We start from the raw sequence: 18,587 nt of genomic DNA on the forward strand, positions 1-18,587 counted from the left end.
TCTCCGCTCGGCGGACGGGTCGCCCGCCGTTGCCCTCCATCCTGCTGATGCCCGATTTGCCGGGTCTTTGCGTCGGCTTTGCCCGGTCACGGCCGGCCACGGCGTCCGAGGCCGGGCCGCCCGGGGCCACGCCCCACCACCACCCTCGACGGGCACGCCGCGCGTGAGTGTCTACATTCGAGTCATGCCACGCGCCAGCTTGGACAAGGATCCGCACGAGGTCGCCGCGATGTTCGACGGCGTCGCGTCCGGCTACGACCGGGCCAACTCCTTCATGACGTTCGGCTTCGACCGGCGCTGGCGCACCACCACCGCGCGGGTGCTGGACGCCAAGCGCGGGGAGAAGGTGCTCGACCTCGCCGCCGGCACCGGGGTCTCCACCGTGGAGTACGCCCGCGGCGGCGCCTGGTGCCTGGCCGCGGACTTCTCCGTCGGCATGCTGCGGGCGGGCCTGCACCGCAAGGTCCCGATGGTCGCGGCCGACGCGCTGCACCTGCCGTTCGCCGACGAGTCCTTCGACGCCGTCACGATTTCGCTGGCGCTGCGCAACTTCGTCGACACGAAGGCCGCGCTGGTCGAGATCGCCCGCGTGGTCAAGCCGGGCGGGCGGCTGGTGATCTGCGAGGTGTCGACGCCCACATTCGCGCCGATCCGGTTCTTCTACCGCCGGTTCGTGCTCAAGCTGCTCACCTGGGTCGGCAGCCGGTCCTCGACGAACCCCGAGGCCTACTCCTACCTGGCCGAATCCATGCTCGCCTGGCCCGACCAGCGGGCGCTGGGCGAGATCATCGCGAGCGCGGGCTGGACCGAGGTGGAGTGGCTGAACCTCACATTCGGCGTCGTCGCCATTCATCGGGCGAAGAAGCCGCCCTTCCAACCTTCCTCCCCACCACCGCCCTCAACCGAGTAGCTTCGCTACGCCCGTAAACTCCGGGGCATGACCTCTCGTCGTAACCCGGACCACGATGCCGAAGTGATCGTGGTCGGCGCCGGACCGGCCGGATCCACCGCGGCCACCTACCTCGCGCGCGCGGGTGTCGACGTGCTGCTGCTGGAGAAGACCGAGTTCCCGCGGGAGAAGGTCTGCGGCGACGGGCTGACCCCGCGCGGCGTCAAGCAGCTGATCGACCTGGGCATCGATACGAGCGAGGACGCGGGCTGGGTGCACAGCCGCGGCCTGCGGATCCTCACCGGCGACCTGACGCTGGAACTCGACTGGCCGGACCTCACCAGCTACCCGCCCTACGGCGTCGCCCGCACCCGTCAGGACTTCGACGACCTGCTCGCGAAGACCGCGGTGAAGGCCGGCGCGCGGCTGTACGAGCGCACCACCGTCACCAGCGCGATCACCAACTCCTCCGGGCGCGTGGTCGGCGTCGAGGCGAAGGTGGGCCCCGAGAAGACGCCGGTCAACTACCGGGCGCCGCTGGTGCTGGCCTGCGACGGCGTCTCCGCGCGGCTCGCGCTGAGCGTCGGCATCGACAAGAACGAGAAGCGCCCGATGGGCGTCGCCGTGCGCCGGTACTACAAGAGCCCGCGCCACGACGACCCGTTCATCGAGGGCCACCTCGAGCTGTGGGACCGCTCGGACCCGCGTGACCCGAAGCTGCTGCCCGGCTACGGCTGGGCGTTCCCGCTCGGCGACGGCACGGTCAACGTCGGGCTCGGCATGCTGTCGACGTCCGCCTCGTTCCGCAACACCGACTACCGCGCGCTGCTGCGGCAGTGGCTCGACGGCACGCCCGAGGAATGGGGCTACCGCGAGGAGAACGCCATCGGCAAGGTCGGCGGCGCCGGGCTGCCGATGGGCTTCAACCGCACCCCGCACTACCGCGACGGCCTGCTGCTGCTCGGCGACGCCGGCGGCATGGTGAGCCCGTTCAACGGCGAGGGCATCTCCGCGGCGATGGAGTCGGCGCAGCTCGCGTCGGAGTTCGTGGTGCAGGCGCTGGCACGCGCCGAAGGGCCTTCGCGTGAGCGCGCGCTGGAGGGCTACCCTCGCGCCGTCGGCGAGCTGATGGGCGGCTACTACCGCCTCGGCAACGTGTTCGCGAAGCTGATCGGAAAGCCGAAGATCATGCACGCCGCGACGAAGTACGGATTGCGGATCAACAAGATCCTTCCGTTGGTGTACAAGGGACTCTCCGGCTGCTACGACGCCAAGGGCGGCGACGGCGTCGACCGTCTGATCGCCGCTCTCGCGCGCGCCACGCCCAGTCCCCGCTGACCCTCGCTTGATGCGCCCCAATGTGGCGTTCGGTGCGTCAGACGCACCGAACGCCACATTGGGTGCGTTCAACGCAACCAACGCCACATTGGGGCGGATGACCCGGCTGGAGCAGTGGTTGCCCGGCCGGTCAGGTGGGATACGTCACAAGATCAGGTCCGGTATGTCCGCCGCCGAGGCACTCGGCCGGCCCCTTCTCGCTGGTCCCGAGATCGCACCCGGGCGAGTCCCGGGTTGGCCGCTTGGTCAAGTTAGGTAAGCCTTATACCACGGCCCCTAGGGACAACCGTGTGAGTCGCGTCCTACACTCCCCCCATGCTTGTGAACCGCTTCACATCCACGGCGAGTGGCTTGTGAACTATTTCACAAGCAGCCCCCGGTCCGGCCACGGGCCGTAAGGGTGCCCTGACCCTCGGCGGTGTGACCCAGCTCCCTTAGGGTGCCGTCGAGGAAGCGGACCACCACCCGTAGAAGAACCCCGCAGCGGCGCGGAAAGGATGGCGAAAACCCCGTGCTGATGTTGCCAGTGCTGGCGCAGGCGGAAACCGCAGGAGCGGCTGCGGCCGCGCCTGGCCTGAAGGTGTACCTGCCGCTCGTCCTGTTGTTCGTCCTCGCGGCGGCGTTCGCGCTGCTGTCCGTGCTGCTGGGCCCGATGGTCGGCCCGAGCCGGTACAACAAGGCCAAGACCTCGGCCTACGAGTGCGGGATCGAGCCCTCGCCCCAGCCGCTCGTCGGCGGCGGGCGGATGCCGGTGGCGTACTACATCACGGCGATGCTCTTCATCCTGTTCGACATCGAGATGGTGTTCCTCTACCCGTTCGCGGTGAACGCGAACGCGCTCGGTGTGTTCGGCCTGGTGGAGATCGTGCTGTTCATCGTTACGGTCGGGTTCGCGTACGCCTATGTGTGGCGGCGCGGCGGCCTGGATTGGAACTGAAGCCATGGGCCTCGAAGAGAAACTCCCCAACGGCATCCTGCTGGCCAGCCTCGAGGGCCTGGTCAACTGGGCGCGCAAGAACTCGCTCTGGCCCGCCACGTTCGGCCTCGCGTGCTGCGCGATCGAGATGATGACCGTCGGCGGCTCCCGCTACGACATCGCCCGGTTCGGCATGGAGCGGTTCAGCGCCACCCCGCGCCAGGCCGACCTGATGATCGTCGCCGGCCGGGTGACCCAGAAGATGGCTCCCGTCCTGCGGCAGATCTACGACCAGATGGCCGAGCCGCGCTGGGTGCTCGCGATGGGCGTCTGCGCCTCCTCCGGCGGCATGTTCAACAACTACGCGGTGGTGCAGGGCGTCGACCACGTCGTGCCGGTCGACATGTACCTGCCCGGCTGCCCGCCCCGGCCCGAGATGCTGCTCGACGCGATCCTCAAGCTGCACGCCAAGATCCAGGACGAGCCGCTGAACGCCCGCCGCGCCGCGATCCGCGCCGCCAGCGGTGCGCGCACCGAGCTGATCCCGTCGTCGATCAAGTACGCGAAGAAGTGAGCGACGTGCCCGAAACCCCAGAAACCGGTGGCGAGCAGTCCAGCGCCGAGCGCCCGGAAGGCGGGCTCGAGCCCCAGGGCGCGAACCCGGCCGCCCCCGCCGAGCCCGTGGTCTCCGGCCGCGCCCGCAAGGGCATGTTCGGCGTCTCCGGCAGCGGTGACACCTCCGGCTACGGCGGCGTGCGCCTGCCCGCGTACAGCCCGGCCCCGGCGGAGCGCCCGTACGGCGGCTGGTTCGACGAGTTCGCCGACGAGTTCCTCGCCGCGCTGGCGGACAACAACGTGCCGGCGTCGGCGATCCTGCAGACCACGGTGCACCGCGGCGAGATCACCTTCTACGTCGACCGCGAGCACCTGGTGGCCATCGCCCGCACCCTGCGCGACGACCCGGGCCTGCGCTTCGAGCTGCTCAGCTCGGTGTCCGGCGTGGACTACGGCGTGGACGTGCCGCAGCGGCTGCACTCCGTCTACCACATGACATCGATGACCTACCGGCGCCGGATCCGGCTGGAGGTCACCCTCGACATCGAGGACGCGCACGTGCCGTCGCTGGTCGGGCTCTACCCGACGGCCGACTGGCAGGAGCGCGAAACCTGGGACATGTTCGGCATCGTCTATGACGGCCACCCGGCGCTGACCCGGATCCTCATGCCGGACGACTGGGACGGCCACCCCCAGCGCAAGGACTACCCGCTCGGCGGGATCCCGGTCGAATACAAGGGCGCGGAAATCCCGCCGCCGGACCAGCGGAGGTCGTACTCGTGAGCATCGAAGAAGGCATCGAAGCCAACGCGGTCCCCGAGGCCGACTCCCGCGACACCACCGAAGGCCGCGTCTACACGGTTTCCGGCGGTGACTGGGACGACGTCGTCGCCGACGCGCAGCACGACGAGCGCATGGTCATCAACATGGGCCCGCAGCACCCGTCGACGCACGGCGTGCTCCGGCTCGTGCTGGAGATGGAGGGCGAGACCGTCACGCAGCTGCGGTCGGTCATCGGCTACCTGCACACCGGCATCGAGAAGAACTGCGAGTACCGGACCTGGACCCAGGGCGTCACGTTCGTGACGCGGATGGACTACCTGGCGCCGCTGTCCACGGAGATGGCGTACTGCCTCGGCGTGGAGAAGCTGCTGGGCATCCAGGCCCCGCCGCGCGCGGAGCTGCTGCGCGTGATGCTGCTGGAGATCAACCGGATCGGCTCGCACCTGGTCTACATCGCGACCGGCGGCATGGAGCTCGGCGCCACCACCGCGATGACGCTCGGCTTCCGTGAGCGCGAAGAGGTGCTGCACCTGCTGGAGCACCTGACCGGCCTGCGGATGAACCACGCGTTCATCCGCCCCGGCGGGCTCGCGCAGGACATGCCGGCGGACTTCGAGGAGAAGGTCACCGAGTTCTGCAAGGTGATGGACAAGCGCCTTCCCTTGTACGACAAGCTGTTCACCGGTCAGCCGATCTGGCGCAACCGGCTCAAGGGCGTGGGTTACCTGCCGGTCGACGCGTGCCTCGCGCTCGGCGTCACCGGCCCGATCCTGCGCTCGGCCGGCCTGCCGTGGGACCTGCGCAAGACCGAGCCGTACTCGCGCTACGACGAGTTCGAGTTCGACATCCCGACGTCCAACGACGCGGACTGCTGGGCGCGGTACCTGATCCGCGTCGAGGAGATGCACCAGAGCCTGCGGATCATCAAGCAGGTGCTGAAGAAGCTCGAGCCGGGCCCGGTCATGGTCGAGGACAAGAAGGTCGCCTGGCCGGCGCAGCTGTCGATCGGCAGCGACGGCATGGGCAACTCGCTCGAGCACGTCAAGAAGATCATGGGCCAGTCGATGGAATCGCTGATCCACCACTTCAAGCTCGTCACCGAGGGCTTCCACGTGCCGGCCGGCCAGGTCTACTCGCCGGTGGAGTCGCCGCGTGGCGAACTCGGCGCGCACCTGGTGTCCGACGGCGGCACCCGGCCGCTGCGCGTGCACGTACGGGAGCCGAGTTTCGTGAACCTGCAGTCGATGCCCGCGATGGCCGAGGGCGGGCTGGTGGCCGACGTGATCGCCGCGGTCGCGTCGATCGACCCGGTGATGGGGGGAGTGGACCGATGACGAGTTCGACAGCGACGCCCGAGCCGGGGCCGCACGCCGCGAAGACGACGCACGCCGCCGCGGGCGGTGACACCGATGTCGTCGCCATCGCGCCGGATTCGGCCGTGGCCGAGGGCATCCTCGCGGACACGCCGCTCGAGGAGATCTTCGGCGCCGACACCGAGACCAAGGCGAAGGACCTGATCGCCCGCTACCCGATGTCGCGCTCGGCACTGCTGCCGCTGCTGCACCTCGTGCAGTCGGTGCAGGGTTACGTCAGCCAGGAGGGCATCGCCTTCTGCGCCAGGCAGCTGGAGCTGTCCGACGCCGAGGTCAGCGCGGTCGCGACGTTCTACACCATGTACAAGCGCCGCCCGTGCGGCGAGCACCTGGTGAGCGTCTGCACCAACACGCTGTGCGCGGCGCTGGGCGGCGACGCCATCTACAAAAAGCTGCAGACGCACCTCGGCTCGGCGGACGCGCCGCTGGGCCACGAGGAGACGGCGGGCACGCCGGGCGAGCCGGGCTCGATCACGCTGGAGCACGCCGAGTGCCTCGCCGCCTGCGACCTCGCCCCGGTGCTGCAGGTCAACTACGAGTACTTCGACAACCAGACGCCGGAGCAGGCCGTGGCGCTGGTCGACGCGCTGCAGGCGGGCAAGAAGCCGGCCCCCACGCGCGGCGCCCCGCTTTCGGACTTCAAGGGCGCGGAGCTGCAGCTCGCCGGGTTCTTCCCGGAGGACGCGAGCACTTACCGCGGTGACGTCGATGGCCCTTCGCAGGCCGTTGAAACGCTGCGCGGCGCGCAGATCGCGAACGAGCGTGGCTGGACCGCCCCGGCGACGCAGGACGTCCCGCTTCCTGTGCTGCCCGCCAAAGAAGGGGAGAAGAAGTAATGCCTGATCCCATTACTCCGGTCCTCACGAAGCGCTGGCTGTCGCCGAACTCCTGGCGCATCGAGACCTACGAGCAGCTGGAGGGTTACACCGCGGCGCGCAAGGCGCTGGCCGGCACGCCCGAGCAGCTCGTCCAGGTGGTCAAGGACTCCGGCCTGCGCGGCCGCGGCGGCGCGGGCTTCCCGGCCGGCGTCAAGTGGTCGTTCATGCCGCCGAACTTCGACAAGCCGCACTACCTGGTGATCAACGCCGACGAGGGCGAGCCGGGCACCTGCAAGGACATCCCGCTGATGATGGCGGACCCGCACTCGCTGATCGAGGGCTGCATCATCGCTTCGTACGCGATGCGCTCGAACCACTGCTTCATCTACGTCCGCGGCGAGGCGCTGCACTGCATCCGCCGGCTCAACGCGGCGGCGCGCGAGGCGTACGAGGCCGGGTACCTGGGCAAGGACATCTTCGGCTCCGGCTACGACCTCGAGCTGACCGTGCACGCCGGCGCCGGCGCGTACATCTGCGGCGAGGAGACGGCGCTGCTCGACTCGCTCGAAGGCCGTCGCGGCCAGCCCCGGCTCAAGCCGCCGTTCCCGGCGGCCGCGGGCCTGTACGCCGCCCCGACCACGGTGAACAACGTCGAGACGATCGCCTCCGCGCCGTACATCGTGAACGCCGGCTCGGCCTGGTTCCGCGAGATGGGCCGCGAGAAGTCGCCCGGCCCGAAGATCTACTCGATCTCCGGCCACGTCGAGAAGCCCGGCCAGTACGAGTGCCCGCTCGGCACCACGCTGCGCGAGCTGCTGGAGCTGGCGGGCGGCATGAAGGACGGCATCCCGCTCAAGTTCTGGACCCCGGGCGGCTCGTCCACGCCGATGTTCACCGCCGAGCACCTCGACACCCCGCTCGACTTCGAGGGGGCGGCCGAGGCCGGCTCGATGCTCGGCACCACCGCGGTGCAGGTCTTCAACGAGACCGTTTCCGTGCCGTGGGCCGTGATGAAGTGGACGCAGTTCTACGAGCACGAGTCCTGCGGCAAGTGCACGCCGTGCCGCGAGGGCACGTACTGGCTCGCGCAGATCCTGGAGCGCATGGTGGAGGGCCACGGCACCGCCGAGGACATCGACACCCTGCTGGACGTCTGCGACAACATCCTCGGCCGCTCGTTCTGCGCGCTGGGTGACGGCGCGGTGTCGCCCATCCAGAGCGGGATCAAGTACTTCCGCGAGGAATTCCTCGCGCTGTGCGAGAAGAACAAGGCCGCCCAGCCCGAACTGGTGGGAGCACAGGCATGACGATCGCACCCGGCAAGCCCGCGACCCAGGAGACCCCGGTCCCCGAAGGCCACGTCAAGCTGATCATCGACGGTGAAGAGGTCATCGCGCCCAAGGGCGAGCTGCTGATCCGCACCGCCGAGCGGCTCGGCACGGTCATCCCGCGGTTCTGCGACCACCCCCTGCTCGACCCGGCCGGCGCCTGCCGCCAGTGCCTCGTCGAGGTGGAGATGGGCGGACGGCCGATGCCGAAGCCGCAGGCCTCCTGCACGATGACGGTCGCAGACGGCATGGTGGTCAAGACCCAGCTGACCTCGGCCGTCGCGGACAAGGCGCAGCAGGGCGTGATGGAGCTGCTGCTCATCAACCACCCGCTGGACTGCCCGATCTGCGACAAGGGCGGTGAGTGCCCGCTGCAGAACCAGGCGCTGGCCCACGGCCGCACGGAATCGCGGTTCGTCGACACCAAGCGCACGTTCCCGAAGCCGCTGCCGATCTCGTCGCAGGTGCTGCTGGACCGGGAACGCTGCGTGCTGTGCCAGCGCTGCACGCGGTTCTCCGCGCAGGTCGCGGGTGACCCGTTCATCGAGCTGCTCGAACGCGGCGCGCACCAGCAGATCGGCACCGCCGAGACCGCGGACGTGCTGGACCTGGCCTCGCGCACGACGTCCGGCCAGCCGTTCCAGAGCTACTTCTCCGGCAACGTCATCCAGATCTGCCCGGTGGGCGCGCTGACCAGCGCGGCGTACCGGTTCCGGTCGCGCCCGTTCGACCTGGTGTCGGCGCCGGGCGTGTGCGAGCACTGCTCGTCCGGCTGCGCCGAGCGCACCGACTTCCGCCGCGGCAAGGTGCAGCGCAAGCTGGCCGGCGACGACCCGGAAGTCAACGAGGAGTGGCTCTGCGACAAGGGCCGCTTCGGTTTCCGCTACGTGCAGGCCGGCGACCGCATCCGCCGCCCGCTGGTCCGCAACGCGGCCGGCGAGCTGGAGGAGACCTCCTGGACCGACGCGCTGCAAATCGCCGCCGAGGGCCTTGCCAAGGCCCGTGACGGCAAGGGCGCGGGCGTGCTGACCGGTGGCCGGCTGACGGTCGAGGACGCGTACGCGTACGCCAAGTTCGCCCGGATCGCGTTGCGCACCAACGACATCGACTTCCGCGCCCGCGCGCACTCGGCCGAGGAGCTGGCGTTCCTCACGTCGAACGTGCTGGGCACCACGCCCGAGGACGGCGTCACCTTCGGCGAGATCGAGAAGGCCCGCACGGTCCTGTGCGTGGCCTTCGAGCCGGAGGACGAGGCGCCGATCGTGTTCCTGCGGCTGCGCAAGGCGGCCCGCAAGAACCGCACGCGCGTGCTCCACTTGGGACAGTGGACGACCTCCTCGGTGCGCAAGACCTTCGGTGAGCTGCTGGCCTGCGTGCCGGGTGGCGAGGCCGCGGCGGTCGACGGCATCGCGCAGCACGCGGCCGACGTCGACGCCGCGCTGAGCGCCGAGGGCGCCGTGATCCTGGTCGGCGAGCGCGCCGCCGAGGTCCCGGGCCTGTTCTCCGCACTGGGCCGGCTCACCGCGCGCACCGGCGCCCGGCTCGCGTGGATCCCGCGCCGGGCCGGCGACCGCGGCGCGCTGGAGGCCGGCTGCGTGCCGACGCTCCTGCCGGGCGGCCGCGTGGTCGCCGACGCCGGTGCCCGCGCCGAGGTCGAAAAGCTTTGGGGCGTCACGCTTCCCGCCGAGCCGGGCCGCGACGCCACGGGCATCCTCGAGGCCGCGTCCGCGCAGCAGCTCGACGCCCTGCTCGTCGGCGGTGTCGACCCGGACGACCTGCCCGATCCCGACCTGGCCCGGCGCGCGCTGGACAACGCCGGCTTCGTGGTCAGCCTGGAACTGCGGGCGGGCGAGGTGACCGAGCGGGCCGACGTGGTCCTGCCGGTCGCGCCGTCGGTGGAGAAGGCGGGCAGCTACCTCAACTGGGAGGGCCGCCGCCGCGCCTTCGACATCACGCTCGAAGGCACCGGCGCACTGGCCGACGGCCGGGTGCTCGACACCCTCGCCGTCGAGATGGACGCGGACCTGTTCACCCAGACCCCGGCCGCCGCGGCGGCCGACTTCGCCAAGCTCGGAGAGTCCCTGAAGGCCACCTTCAGGGACCCAGATGCCCTCAAGGTGGCCTTCAGGGCAAGTCAGGCGGGTCAGCCGGGGCAGGGGCAGGCGTTGCTGTCCACCTGGCGGCAGCTGATCGACAACGGCTCGCTGCAGGACGACGAGCCGCACCTCAAGGGCACGCAGCGCAAGCCCGTCGCGCGGCTGTCCGCGAAGACCGCCGAAGACCACGGCATCACCGCGCACGGCACGGTCCACGTGTCGACCGAGCGAGGCTCGATCACGCTGCCGGTCGAGGTCGCCGACCTGCCCGCCGGCGTCGTGTGGCTGCCGGCCAACTCCGACGGCTCCGCCGTCCGCGCCCGTCTGGGCGCCGGACACGGCGCGCTGGTGCAGATCTCCGGAGGTGAACAGTGAGCCCACAGCTCACGCCGTTCCTGGACCAGATGCCGGACGCGGCCGAGCGAGCCCGCCTGCTCGCCGACGACCCGTGGTGGCTGATCCTGATCAAGGCCGTCGTCATCCTGCTGATCGGGCCGATCCTGACGATCTTCCTGATCGTCTGGGAGCGCAAGGCGGTCGGCCGGATGCAGAACCGGCCCGGCCCCAACCGGGTCGGCCCCAACGGGTACCTGCAGTCGCTGGCCGACGCGATCAAGCTCCCGTTCAAGGAGCAGATCATCCCGGACACCGCCGACCGCAAGGTGTACTTCCTCGCGCCGGTGCTCGCCGCCGTTCCCGCGCTGATCGCGCTGGCCGCGATCCCGTTCGGGCCGGTGGTGTCGATCTTCGGTGAGCAGACCACGCTGCAGCTGGTCGACCTGCCGGTGGGCGTCCTGGTGATCCTCGCCTGCTCGTCGATCGGCGTTTACGGCATCGTGCTGGCCGGCTGGGCCTCCGGCTCGCCGTACCCGCTGCTGGGCGCGCTGCGCTCGACCGCGCAGGTGATCTCCTACGAGATCGCGATGGGCCTCTCGATCGTCGCGGTGATCCTCTACTCGGGCACGCTGTCCACGTCCGGGATCGTCGACGCGCAGGCCCACGGCTGGTACTTCTACATGCTCATCCCGAGCTTCGTGATCTACCTGATCTCGATGGTCGGCGAGACCAACCGCGCGCCGTTCGACCTCGCCGAGGCCGAGTCGGAGCTGGTCGGCGGCTTCCACACCGAGTACAGCTCGATGAAGTTCGCGATGTTCTTCCTCGCCGAGTACGTCAACATGGTGATCGTCTCGGCGTTCTGCACCACGCTGTTCCTCGGCGGCTGGCGCTTCCCGTTCGTCGGTGAAGACTCGGCGCTGAACCAGAACTGGTGGCCGATGCTCTGGTTCTTCGCGAAGACCTTCGTCCTCCTGTTCTGCTTCATCTGGCTGCGCGGCACGCTCCCGCGCATGCGCTACGACCAGTTCATGCGCCTGGGCTGGAAGGTGCTGGTGCCGGTCAACCTGGTCTGGATCGTCGTGGTGGTCGCCATCAAGACCGTCCAGTGGAGCTGGCCGCAGATCCTCGTCGGGGTCGGCATCGTCCTGGTCGTGCTGGTGCTGCTGAGCCTGGCGCTGCCGGAGAAGAAGGTGCCGAACGACGACTACGTGCCGATCACCGGCGGCGGGCACCCGCTGCCGCCGCTGGACCTGAAGGTCCCCGAGAGCACTCCGCGCCAGAAGGCGCTGGCCAAGGCGGAGGCGAGGGCCGCACGACGGGCCCCGGCCGCCGTCGGCACCGCAGCACAGGAAGGGGCAGAAGATGGCCGCGACTGACTTCCTCAATCCCATCAAGGGTTTCGGCGTCACCTTCGCGATGATGTTCAAGAAGGTCGCCACCGAGGAGTACCCGGAGGCCGGTGCCCCGGCCGCGCCGCGGTACCACGGACGCCACCAGCTCAACCGGCACCCGGACGGGCTGGAGAAGTGCGTCGGCTGCGAGCTGTGCGCCTGGGCGTGCCCGGCCGACGCGATCTTCGTCGAGGGCGGCGACAACACCGAGGAGGCGCGGTTCTCCCCGGGCGAGCGGTACGGCGCGGACTACCAGATCAACTACCTGCGCTGCATCGGCTGTGGCCTGTGCATCGAGGCCTGCCCGACCCGGTCCCTGACGATGATCAACTTCTACGAGATGGCCGACGACGACCGTCAGCGGCTGATCTACACCAAGGAAGACCTGCTCGCCCCGCTGCTGCCCGGCATGGAGCAGCCGCCGCACCCGATGCGGCTCGGGGAGAACGAGCAGGACTACTACGTGAACGGCCCTGAGCTCTCCAAGGCGCAGGAGGGCAAGGAATGATCTCGGCCCTCCTCGCGCAGGCCCCCGCCGCGGCCGACGGTTCGGTCTCGGTCGGCGAGGCCATCGCGTTCTGGATCCTCGGCCCGGTCTGCCTGCTCGGCGCGCTGGGCATGATCTTCTCCCGCAACGCCGTGCACTCGGCGTTGTGGCTGGTGCTCACCATGCTGAGCCTCGGCGCGCTCTACATGACGCAGTCCGCGCCGTTCCTCGGGTTCACGCAGATCATCGTCTACACCGGCGCGATCATGATGCTGTTCCTGTTCGTGCTGATGCTGGTCGGCCGCGAGAGCTCCGACTCGGTCGTCGAGGTGCTGCGCGGACAGCGGCTCGCCGCGACACTGCTGGGCATCGGGCTCGCCGCGCTGATCGCGGCCGGCCTGTTCCGCGCGCTGGTGAACGTGACCCCGGCCGCGCCACTCGACCCGTACACCCCCGCCGGCGGCGCCGCGGGCGGGCTCGGCCGGCTCATCTTCACGAAGTACCTGTTCCCGTTCGAGCTGACCTCGGCGTTGCTGATCACCGCCGCGCTCGGCGCGATGGTGCTCGCGTTCACCGACCGGCATGCCAAGGGCGGCAAGCTTTCCCAGCGCGAGCTGGTGGTGCTGCGCTTCCGCGGCGAGCACGACCGCCCGTCGCCGCTGCCCGGCCCGGGTGTGTTCGCCACGGCCAACTCGGTGGCCACCCCGGCGCTGCTGCCGGACGGCTCGATCGCGCCGGAGTCGCTCTCGGCGATCATCGAGTCCACCTCGGCCGTGCAGCTCCTGCGCGACCGCAAGCTCGTCGCCGACGAGGGCCCGAAGCCGGACGCGCACGCGCTGGTCGGCGCCGAGCCCGAAGCCGGTGCGGAAGAGGAAGGGGAAGGCAAGTGACCCCGACCTACTACCTGCTGCTGTCGGCGTTGCTGTTCGCCATCGGCGCCGTGGGCGTCCTGGTCCGCCGGAACGCGATCGTGGTGTTCATGTGCATCGAGCTGATGCTGAACTCGGTGAACCTCACCCTGGTCACGTTCGCCCGCATCAACGGCGGGCTCGACGGCCAGGTGATGGCGTTCTTCGTGATGGTCGTGGCCGCCGCCGAAGTCGTGGTGGGCCTGGCGATCATCATGTCGATCTTCCGCACCCGGCGCTCGGCCTCGGTCGACGACACCAACCTGCTGAAGTACTGAGAGGGCGAGTGTGACCGCATCATCGTGGCTGCTGGTGGCCCTGCCGGCCCTCGGCGCTCTGATCCTGCTGCTGGCCGGGAAGCGTTCGAAGGCGTGGGGGCACCTGCTCGGCACCGCCATCATCGTCGCCGCCTTCGTCTACGGCCTGATCCTGTTCTTCGGCTTCGACGGCAAATCCACTGTGGACACCAAGCTGTTCTCGTGGATCCCGGTCGGGCAGCTCCAGGTGGACTTCGGGCTGCGCATCGACGCGCTGTCGCTGACGTTCGTGCTGCTGATCACCGGCGTCGGCATGCTGATCCACTTCTACTCGATCGGCTACATGGCCGACGACGAGGGCAGGCACCGCTTCTTCGCGTACCTGAACCTCTTCATCGCCTCGATGCTGGTCCTGGTGCTGGGGAACAGCTTCGTGACGCTATACCTCGGCTGGGAGGGTGTGGGCCTCGCGTCGTACCTGCTCATCGGCTGGTACCAGGACCGCCCGTCCGCGGCCACCGCGGCGAAGAAGGCGTTCCTGATGAACCGCGTCGGTGACATCGGGCTGGCACTGGCGATCTTCCTGATGTTCAAGTACGTCGGGTCCACCGGCTACGCGCAGGTCTTCGACGGCGTCGCGAGCGGCAAGATCCCGTCCGGGGCGATCACCGCGATCGCGATCCTGCTGCTGCTGGGGGCCTGCGGTAAGTCCGGCCAGTTCCCGCTGCAGTCGTGGCTGCCGGACGCGATGGAGGGCCCGACCCCGGTGTCGGCCCTGATCCACGCGGCGACGATGGTCACCGCCGGCGTCTACCTGGTGGCCCGCTCCAACGTCATCTTCAGCCAGACGCCGGACGGCCGCCTGGTCGTGACGCTGGTCGGGGCGGTGACCCTGCTGCTCGGGTGCATCGTCGGCTGTGCCTACGACGACATCAAGAAAGTGCTCGCGTACTCCACGGTCAGCCAGATCGGCTACATGATGCTGGCCGTGGGCCTCGGCCCCGGCATCTACGCGCTGGGCATCATGCACCTGGTCGCGCACGGCTTCTTCAAGGCCGGGCTCTTCCTCGGGGCCGGCTCGGTCATGCACGGCATGAACGACGAGGTCGACATGCGCAAGTTCGGCGGCCTGGCCAAGAAGATGCCGATCACCTTCGTCACCTTCGGCCTCGGCTACCTCGCGCTGATCGGCTTCCCGTTCCTCTCGGGCTACTACACCAAGGACGCGATCATCGAGGCGGCGTTCGGCCAGGAGGCCTGGCGCGGCTGGGTGTTCGGGCTCGCGACGATCATCGGCGCCGGGCTCACCGCGTTCTACATGACGCGCCTGATGATGATGACGTTCTTCGGCAAGCCCCGCTGGAAGACGATCAAGAGCACCGACGGGCGCGACTTCCACCCGCACGAGTCCAAGCCGATCATGTGGGTCCCGATGGTGATCCTGGCGATCGGCTCGGTCGGCGCGGGCGCGTTCTTCGCGATCGGCAACCGGTTCACCAACTGGCTGTCTCCGACCGTCGGCGAGTTCCACGAAGCGGAGCACGCGCCGATCCCGGCGTCGCTGATCCCGTGGCTGACGATCGCGCTGGCCCTGATCGGCGCCGTGATCGCGATCCTGGTCTTCCGGCCCAGCGCGGACATCCCGGTCGAACGCCCCGAGCGCGTCTCGTGGCCCGTCCGGGCGGCGCGCAAGGACCTGTACGGCAACGCCATCAACGAGACGCTGGTCGCCCGCCCGGGCACCTGGCTCGCGCGGGCGCTGGTGTACGTCGACAACCGGGGGGTGGACGGGGCGGTCAACGGCCTCGCCGCGGCCCTCGGCGGCGGGTCCGGGCGGCTGCGGCGCATGCAGACCGGGTTCGTCCGGTCGTACGCGCTGTCCATGCTCGGCGGCACGTTCCTGCTTCTCGCGGCCCTTCTGCTGGTGAGGTTCTCCTGACATGACTTGGCTTCTGGCGCTCATCCTGCTGCCGCTGGCCGGCTCGCTGGTGCTGGCGTTCCTGAAGGGGAACGACCGCGCCGCGATGGCGACCGCGCTGGTCGTGTCCATTGTGGAGTTCTTGCTGATCATCCCGTTCTGGGCGAGCTACTCGCCCTCGGGGGACCGGATCCAGCAGGCGACCACGATGGACTGGATCCCCAGCTTCGGCATCCACATCTCGTTCGGCACCGACGGCATCTCGCTGATCATGATCGCGGTGATCGCCCTGCTGGTGCCGATCGTGGTCGGCGGCCTCGGGCTCACCGACAAGCTCCCGGCCGGCCGCAGCGCCGGCGGGTTCCTGTCGCTGATCCTGCTGCAGGAGGCCATCACCATCGGCGTCTTCGCGGCGACCGACGTGTTCCTGTTCTACGTGCTGTTCGAGATCATGCTGATCCCGATGTACTTCCTGATCGGCGGCTACGGCGGCGCGAACCGGCAGTACGCGGCGGTGAAGTTCTTCCTGTACTCGTTCCTCGGCGGCCTGATCATGCTGGCCTCGGCGATCGGCGCGTACTCGCTCGCGTCGGACAAGCTGGGCAAGGGCACGTTCGACTGGGCCACCCTGGTCACCGTGGTGCGGGACGCGCCGACCGGCACGCAGGTCTGGCTGTTCCTCGGCTTCTTCCTCGCGTTCGCGATCAAGGCGCCGCTGGTGCCGTTCCACACCTGGCTCCCGGACGCGGCGGGGCAGGCGCCGATCGGCGTCGCCGTGCTGCTGGTGGGTGTGCTGGACAAGGTCGGCACGTTCGGCTTCCTGCGCTACCTGCTGCCGATGTTCCCCGCGGCGAGCAAAACGCTGGCGCCGCTGGTGCTGGTCCTCTCGGTGATCGGCGTGGTCTACGGCTCGATCCTCGCCGCCGGGCAGTCGGACATGAAGCGGTTCCTCGCCTACGTCTCGATCGCCCACTTCGGCTTCATCGCGCTGGGCATCTTCACCTTCAACGAGCAGGCGATGGTCGGCTCGGTGTCGTACATGCTCAACCACAGCCTCTCCACCGGCATGCTGATCGTGGTGGTCGGCCTGATCGTGCGGCGCGGCGGCTCCACCCGGATCTCGGACTACGGCGGGATGGCGAAGCTGACCCCGCTGCTCGGCGGGATGCTGCTGATCGCCGGCCTCTCCGCGCTGTCGCTGCCGGGCACCAACTCGTTCGTGAGCGAGTTCCTGGTGCTGCTGGGGTCCTTTGTGGACCACCCGGTGTACACGATCATCGCGACGGTGGGCATGGTGCTGGCCGCGGCCTACGTGCTCTGGCTCTACCAGCGGATCATGCAGGGCCCGGTGCGCGGCGACGCGTTGCTGTCGCCGGCCCCGGCGGGGTCTTCCAGCTCGGCCGGCGTGGAGTCGGGCGGCGCTGTCGCCACGGCGGTCGAGCCGGAGCTGGGTGCCAAGAAGGCCATCAAGGACCTCGGGGCGCGGGAGATCGCGATCCTCGCCCCGCTGGTCATCCTGATCATCGCGCTGGGCTTCTACCCCAAGCCGGTGCTCGACACGATCACCCCGTCGGTGCAGGCGACGCTGTCTGCCGTGCAGGGAGGCAAGTAAACCGTGCTCGACATGTTCCTGGCGCAAGCGCCTGAGCCGTTGCAGACGCCTTCGATCGACTACGCGGCCGTGCTGCCGATGCTGATCGTCTTAGGCGTGGCCTGCGTGGGCGTGCTGGTGGAGGCGTTCGCGCCGAAGGCGGTCCGGTGGGGGATCCAGGTGACGATCTCCGTCATCGCGATCCTCGCGGCCGGGGTCTCGCTGATCCTGTACGTCACCGGAAGCTCGACGAAGGCGGGCCTGACGACGTTCGCCGGCGCCATCTCGGTGGACCGGCCGTCGCTGTTCCTCTGGGGCACGCTGCTGCTGCTCTCGCTCGGCGCGGTGTTCCTGATCGCGGACCGGAGGGTGGAGCCGGGCGGCGCGTTCGTCGCGCAGGCGGCGATCAGCCCCGGCACCGTGCAGGACCGCGCGCAGGCGGGCGCCACCACGGCGTCGCAGACCGAGGTGTTCCCGCTGACGCTGTTCGCCCTCGGCGGCATGATGGCGTTCTGCGCGGCCAACGACCTGCTGACCATGTTCATCGCCCTCGAGGTGCTGAGCCTGCCGCTGTACCTGATGTGCGGCCTGGCCCGGCGGCGCCGGCTGATCTCGCAGGAGTCGGCGGTCAAGTACTTCCTGCTCGGCGCGTTCTCCTCGGCGTTTTTCCTCTACGGCCTCGCGCTGCTGTACGGCTACGCGAACTCCGTGAAGCTCGCCGACATCGCCAACGCCGCGGCCGGCTCGGACCGCTCGGACACGCTGCTGTTCGCCGGCCTCGGCCTGCTGGTGGTGGGCCTGCTGTTCAAGGGCTCGGTCGGCCCGTTCCACACCTGGACGCCGGACGTCTACCAGGGCGCCCCGACGCCGGTCACGGCGTTCATGGCGGCCTGCACGAAGGTGGCCGCGTTCGGCGGGATCCTGCGGGTGCTGTCGGTCGCGTTCTCCTCGACCAGCTGGGAATGGCGCGGCGTGCTGTGGGCCGTGGCGATCATCTCGATGCTGATCGGCGCGATCCTCGGCCTGACCCAGACCGACGTGAAGCGCATGATCGCGTACTCCTCGATCGCGCACGCGGGCTTCCTGCTCGTCGGCGCCATCGCGATGACCGAGAACGGCCTCTCCAGCACCCTGTTCTACCTGCTGGCGTACGGCTTCACGACGCTCGCGGCGTTCGGCGTGATCAGCCTGGTCCGCGACGGCAGCGGGGAGGCCACGCACCTGTCCGCGTGGGCGGGCCTCGCCAAACGCTCGCCGTTGCTGGCGGGGGTGTTCACGTTCCTGTTGCTGGCGCTGGCGGGCATCCCGTTGACCAGTGGGTTCGTCGGCAAGTTCGTGGTCTTCTCGGCCGCGCTGTCGGACGGCATGGCCCCGCTGGTGGTGGTGGCACTGGTGTTCAGCGCGGTGGCCGCGTTCTTCTACCTGCGCGTGATCGTGCTGATGTACTTCTCGGAGCCGGCTACGGACGGGCCCACGGTTACGGTCCCTGGTGGGTTTACCACGGCGGCCATCACGCTGGGTGTGGTGGTGACGCTGGTGCTCGGGGTGGTTCCGTCGTTCGCGCTGAACTGGGCTTCTTCGGGCGGGTTTGCTTCTTAGT

16 protein-coding genes are annotated in these 18,587 nt (G+C 69.4%); all 16 read left to right on the plus strand.

Annotated elements, in window-relative coordinates:
* The first annotated feature begins 184 nt into the window (after window positions 1–184).
* The 16 genes from OG943_RS39920 to nuoN all read left to right on the plus strand — a co-directional run bounded on the left by OG943_RS39920 (window position 185) and on the right by nuoN (window position 18,586).
* Window positions 185–910 carry a class I SAM-dependent methyltransferase gene (locus tag OG943_RS39920; RefSeq protein WP_328606086.1) on the plus strand — a complete coding sequence of 242 codons (726 nt, stop codon included), beginning with the start codon at window positions 185–187 and terminating at the stop codon, window positions 908–910.
* 27 nt (window positions 911–937) lie between these two features.
* Window positions 938–2,227, plus strand: a complete 1,290-nt coding sequence (locus OG943_RS39925; protein ID WP_328606087.1) for a geranylgeranyl reductase family protein — start codon at window positions 938–940, stop codon at window positions 2,225–2,227.
* A gap of 517 nt (window positions 2,228–2,744) precedes the next feature.
* Entirely contained in the window at window positions 2,745–3,164 is a 420-nt protein-coding gene (locus tag OG943_RS39930; RefSeq protein ID WP_328612276.1) for an NADH-quinone oxidoreductase subunit A, read from the plus strand.
* A gap of 4 nt (window positions 3,165–3,168) precedes the next feature.
* On the plus strand, window positions 3,169–3,717 hold the full coding sequence (locus OG943_RS39935; RefSeq protein WP_091618395.1) for a NuoB/complex I 20 kDa subunit family protein: 549 nt from the start codon (window positions 3,169–3,171) through the stop codon (window positions 3,715–3,717).
* 5 nt (window positions 3,718–3,722) lie between these two features.
* Complete coding sequence (locus tag OG943_RS39940) at window positions 3,723–4,481, plus strand: NADH-quinone oxidoreductase subunit C (RefSeq protein ID WP_328606088.1); 759 nt, start codon at window positions 3,723–3,725, stop codon at window positions 4,479–4,481.
* Window positions 4,478–5,815: an NADH-quinone oxidoreductase subunit D gene (locus OG943_RS39945; protein ID WP_328606089.1), complete on the plus strand. Its 1,338-nt coding sequence runs from the start codon at window positions 4,478–4,480 to the stop codon at window positions 5,813–5,815. Before OG943_RS39940 ends, OG943_RS39945 begins: the two co-directional genes overlap by 4 nt.
* The gene (gene nuoE / locus OG943_RS39950) at window positions 5,812–6,690 is read left to right on the plus strand and encodes an NADH-quinone oxidoreductase subunit NuoE (RefSeq protein ID WP_328606090.1); all 879 of its coding nucleotides are present in this window, start codon (window positions 5,812–5,814) and stop codon (window positions 6,688–6,690) included. Before OG943_RS39945 ends, nuoE begins: the two co-directional genes overlap by 4 nt.
* The gene (gene nuoF / locus OG943_RS39955; protein WP_328606091.1) at window positions 6,690–7,979 is read left to right on the plus strand and encodes an NADH-quinone oxidoreductase subunit NuoF; all 1,290 of its coding nucleotides are present in this window, start codon (window positions 6,690–6,692) and stop codon (window positions 7,977–7,979) included. Before nuoE ends, nuoF begins: the two co-directional genes overlap by 1 nt.
* On the plus strand, window positions 7,976–10,471 hold the full coding sequence (locus OG943_RS39960; protein ID WP_328606092.1) for an NADH-quinone oxidoreductase subunit G: 2,496 nt from the start codon (window positions 7,976–7,978) through the stop codon (window positions 10,469–10,471). Before nuoF ends, OG943_RS39960 begins: the two co-directional genes overlap by 4 nt.
* 29 nt (window positions 10,472–10,500) lie before the next feature.
* Window positions 10,501–11,811, plus strand: coding sequence for an NADH-quinone oxidoreductase subunit NuoH (nuoH, locus tag OG943_RS39965; RefSeq protein WP_328612277.1), 1,311 nt, complete (start codon window positions 10,501–10,503; stop codon window positions 11,809–11,811).
* Window positions 11,798–12,334 carry an NADH-quinone oxidoreductase subunit NuoI gene (gene nuoI, locus OG943_RS39970; RefSeq protein WP_328606093.1) on the plus strand — a complete coding sequence of 179 codons (537 nt, stop codon included), beginning with the start codon at window positions 11,798–11,800 and terminating at the stop codon, window positions 12,332–12,334. Before nuoH ends, nuoI begins: the two co-directional genes overlap by 14 nt.
* On the plus strand, window positions 12,331–13,203 hold the full coding sequence (locus tag OG943_RS39975) for an NADH-quinone oxidoreductase subunit J (protein WP_328606094.1): 873 nt from the start codon (window positions 12,331–12,333) through the stop codon (window positions 13,201–13,203). Before nuoI ends, OG943_RS39975 begins: the two co-directional genes overlap by 4 nt.
* Window positions 13,200–13,499 carry an NADH-quinone oxidoreductase subunit NuoK gene (gene nuoK / locus OG943_RS39980; RefSeq protein ID WP_315653920.1) on the plus strand — a complete coding sequence of 100 codons (300 nt, stop codon included), beginning with the start codon at window positions 13,200–13,202 and terminating at the stop codon, window positions 13,497–13,499. Before OG943_RS39975 ends, nuoK begins: the two co-directional genes overlap by 4 nt.
* Before the next feature lie 10 nt (window positions 13,500–13,509).
* Window positions 13,510–15,417: an NADH-quinone oxidoreductase subunit L gene (gene nuoL / locus OG943_RS39985; RefSeq protein ID WP_328606095.1), complete on the plus strand. Its 1,908-nt coding sequence runs from the start codon at window positions 13,510–13,512 to the stop codon at window positions 15,415–15,417.
* Between the two features lies 1 nt (window position 15,418).
* Entirely contained in the window at window positions 15,419–17,008 is a 1,590-nt protein-coding gene (locus OG943_RS39990; RefSeq protein ID WP_328606096.1) for a complex I subunit 4 family protein, read from the plus strand.
* Window positions 17,009–17,020: 12 nt separating this feature from the next.
* On the plus strand, window positions 17,021–18,586 hold the full coding sequence (gene nuoN, locus OG943_RS39995) for an NADH-quinone oxidoreductase subunit NuoN (RefSeq protein ID WP_442874836.1): 1,566 nt from the start codon (window positions 17,021–17,023) through the stop codon (window positions 18,584–18,586).
* The last annotated feature ends 1 nt before the right edge of the window (window position 18,587 follow it).

Origin of the sequence: Amycolatopsis sp. NBC_00345 (assembly GCF_036116635.1) — a bacterium.
In the GTDB taxonomy this organism is placed as follows: Bacteria; Actinomycetota; Actinomycetes; order Mycobacteriales; family Pseudonocardiaceae; genus Amycolatopsis.

What these genes read in the sequence shown, in the direction of transcription:
- OG943_RS39920 (WP_328606086.1), top strand. Translation starts at nt 185, where the DNA reads ATGCCACGCGCCAGCTTGGACAAGGATCCGCACGAGGTCGCCGCGATG.
- OG943_RS39925 (WP_328606087.1), top strand. Translation starts at nt 938, where the DNA reads ATGACCTCTCGTCGTAACCCGGACCACGATGCCGAAGTGATCGTGGTC.
- OG943_RS39930 (WP_328612276.1), top strand. Translation starts at nt 2,745, where the DNA reads ATGTTGCCAGTGCTGGCGCAGGCGGAAACCGCAGGAGCGGCTGCGGCC.
- OG943_RS39935 (WP_091618395.1), top strand. Translation starts at nt 3,169, where the DNA reads ATGGGCCTCGAAGAGAAACTCCCCAACGGCATCCTGCTGGCCAGCCTC.
- nuoE (WP_328606090.1), top strand. Translation starts at nt 5,812, where the DNA reads ATGACGAGTTCGACAGCGACGCCCGAGCCGGGGCCGCACGCCGCGAAG.
- nuoF (WP_328606091.1), top strand. Translation starts at nt 6,690, where the DNA reads ATGCCTGATCCCATTACTCCGGTCCTCACGAAGCGCTGGCTGTCGCCG.
- OG943_RS39960 (WP_328606092.1), top strand. Translation starts at nt 7,976, where the DNA reads ATGACGATCGCACCCGGCAAGCCCGCGACCCAGGAGACCCCGGTCCCC.
- nuoH (WP_328612277.1), top strand. Translation starts at nt 10,501, where the DNA reads ATGCCGGACGCGGCCGAGCGAGCCCGCCTGCTCGCCGACGACCCGTGG.
- nuoI (WP_328606093.1), top strand. Translation starts at nt 11,798, where the DNA reads ATGGCCGCGACTGACTTCCTCAATCCCATCAAGGGTTTCGGCGTCACC.
- OG943_RS39975 (WP_328606094.1), top strand. Translation starts at nt 12,331, where the DNA reads ATGATCTCGGCCCTCCTCGCGCAGGCCCCCGCCGCGGCCGACGGTTCG.
- OG943_RS39990 (WP_328606096.1), top strand. Translation starts at nt 15,419, where the DNA reads ATGACTTGGCTTCTGGCGCTCATCCTGCTGCCGCTGGCCGGCTCGCTG.
- nuoN (WP_442874836.1), top strand. Translation starts at nt 17,021, where the DNA reads ATGTTCCTGGCGCAAGCGCCTGAGCCGTTGCAGACGCCTTCGATCGAC.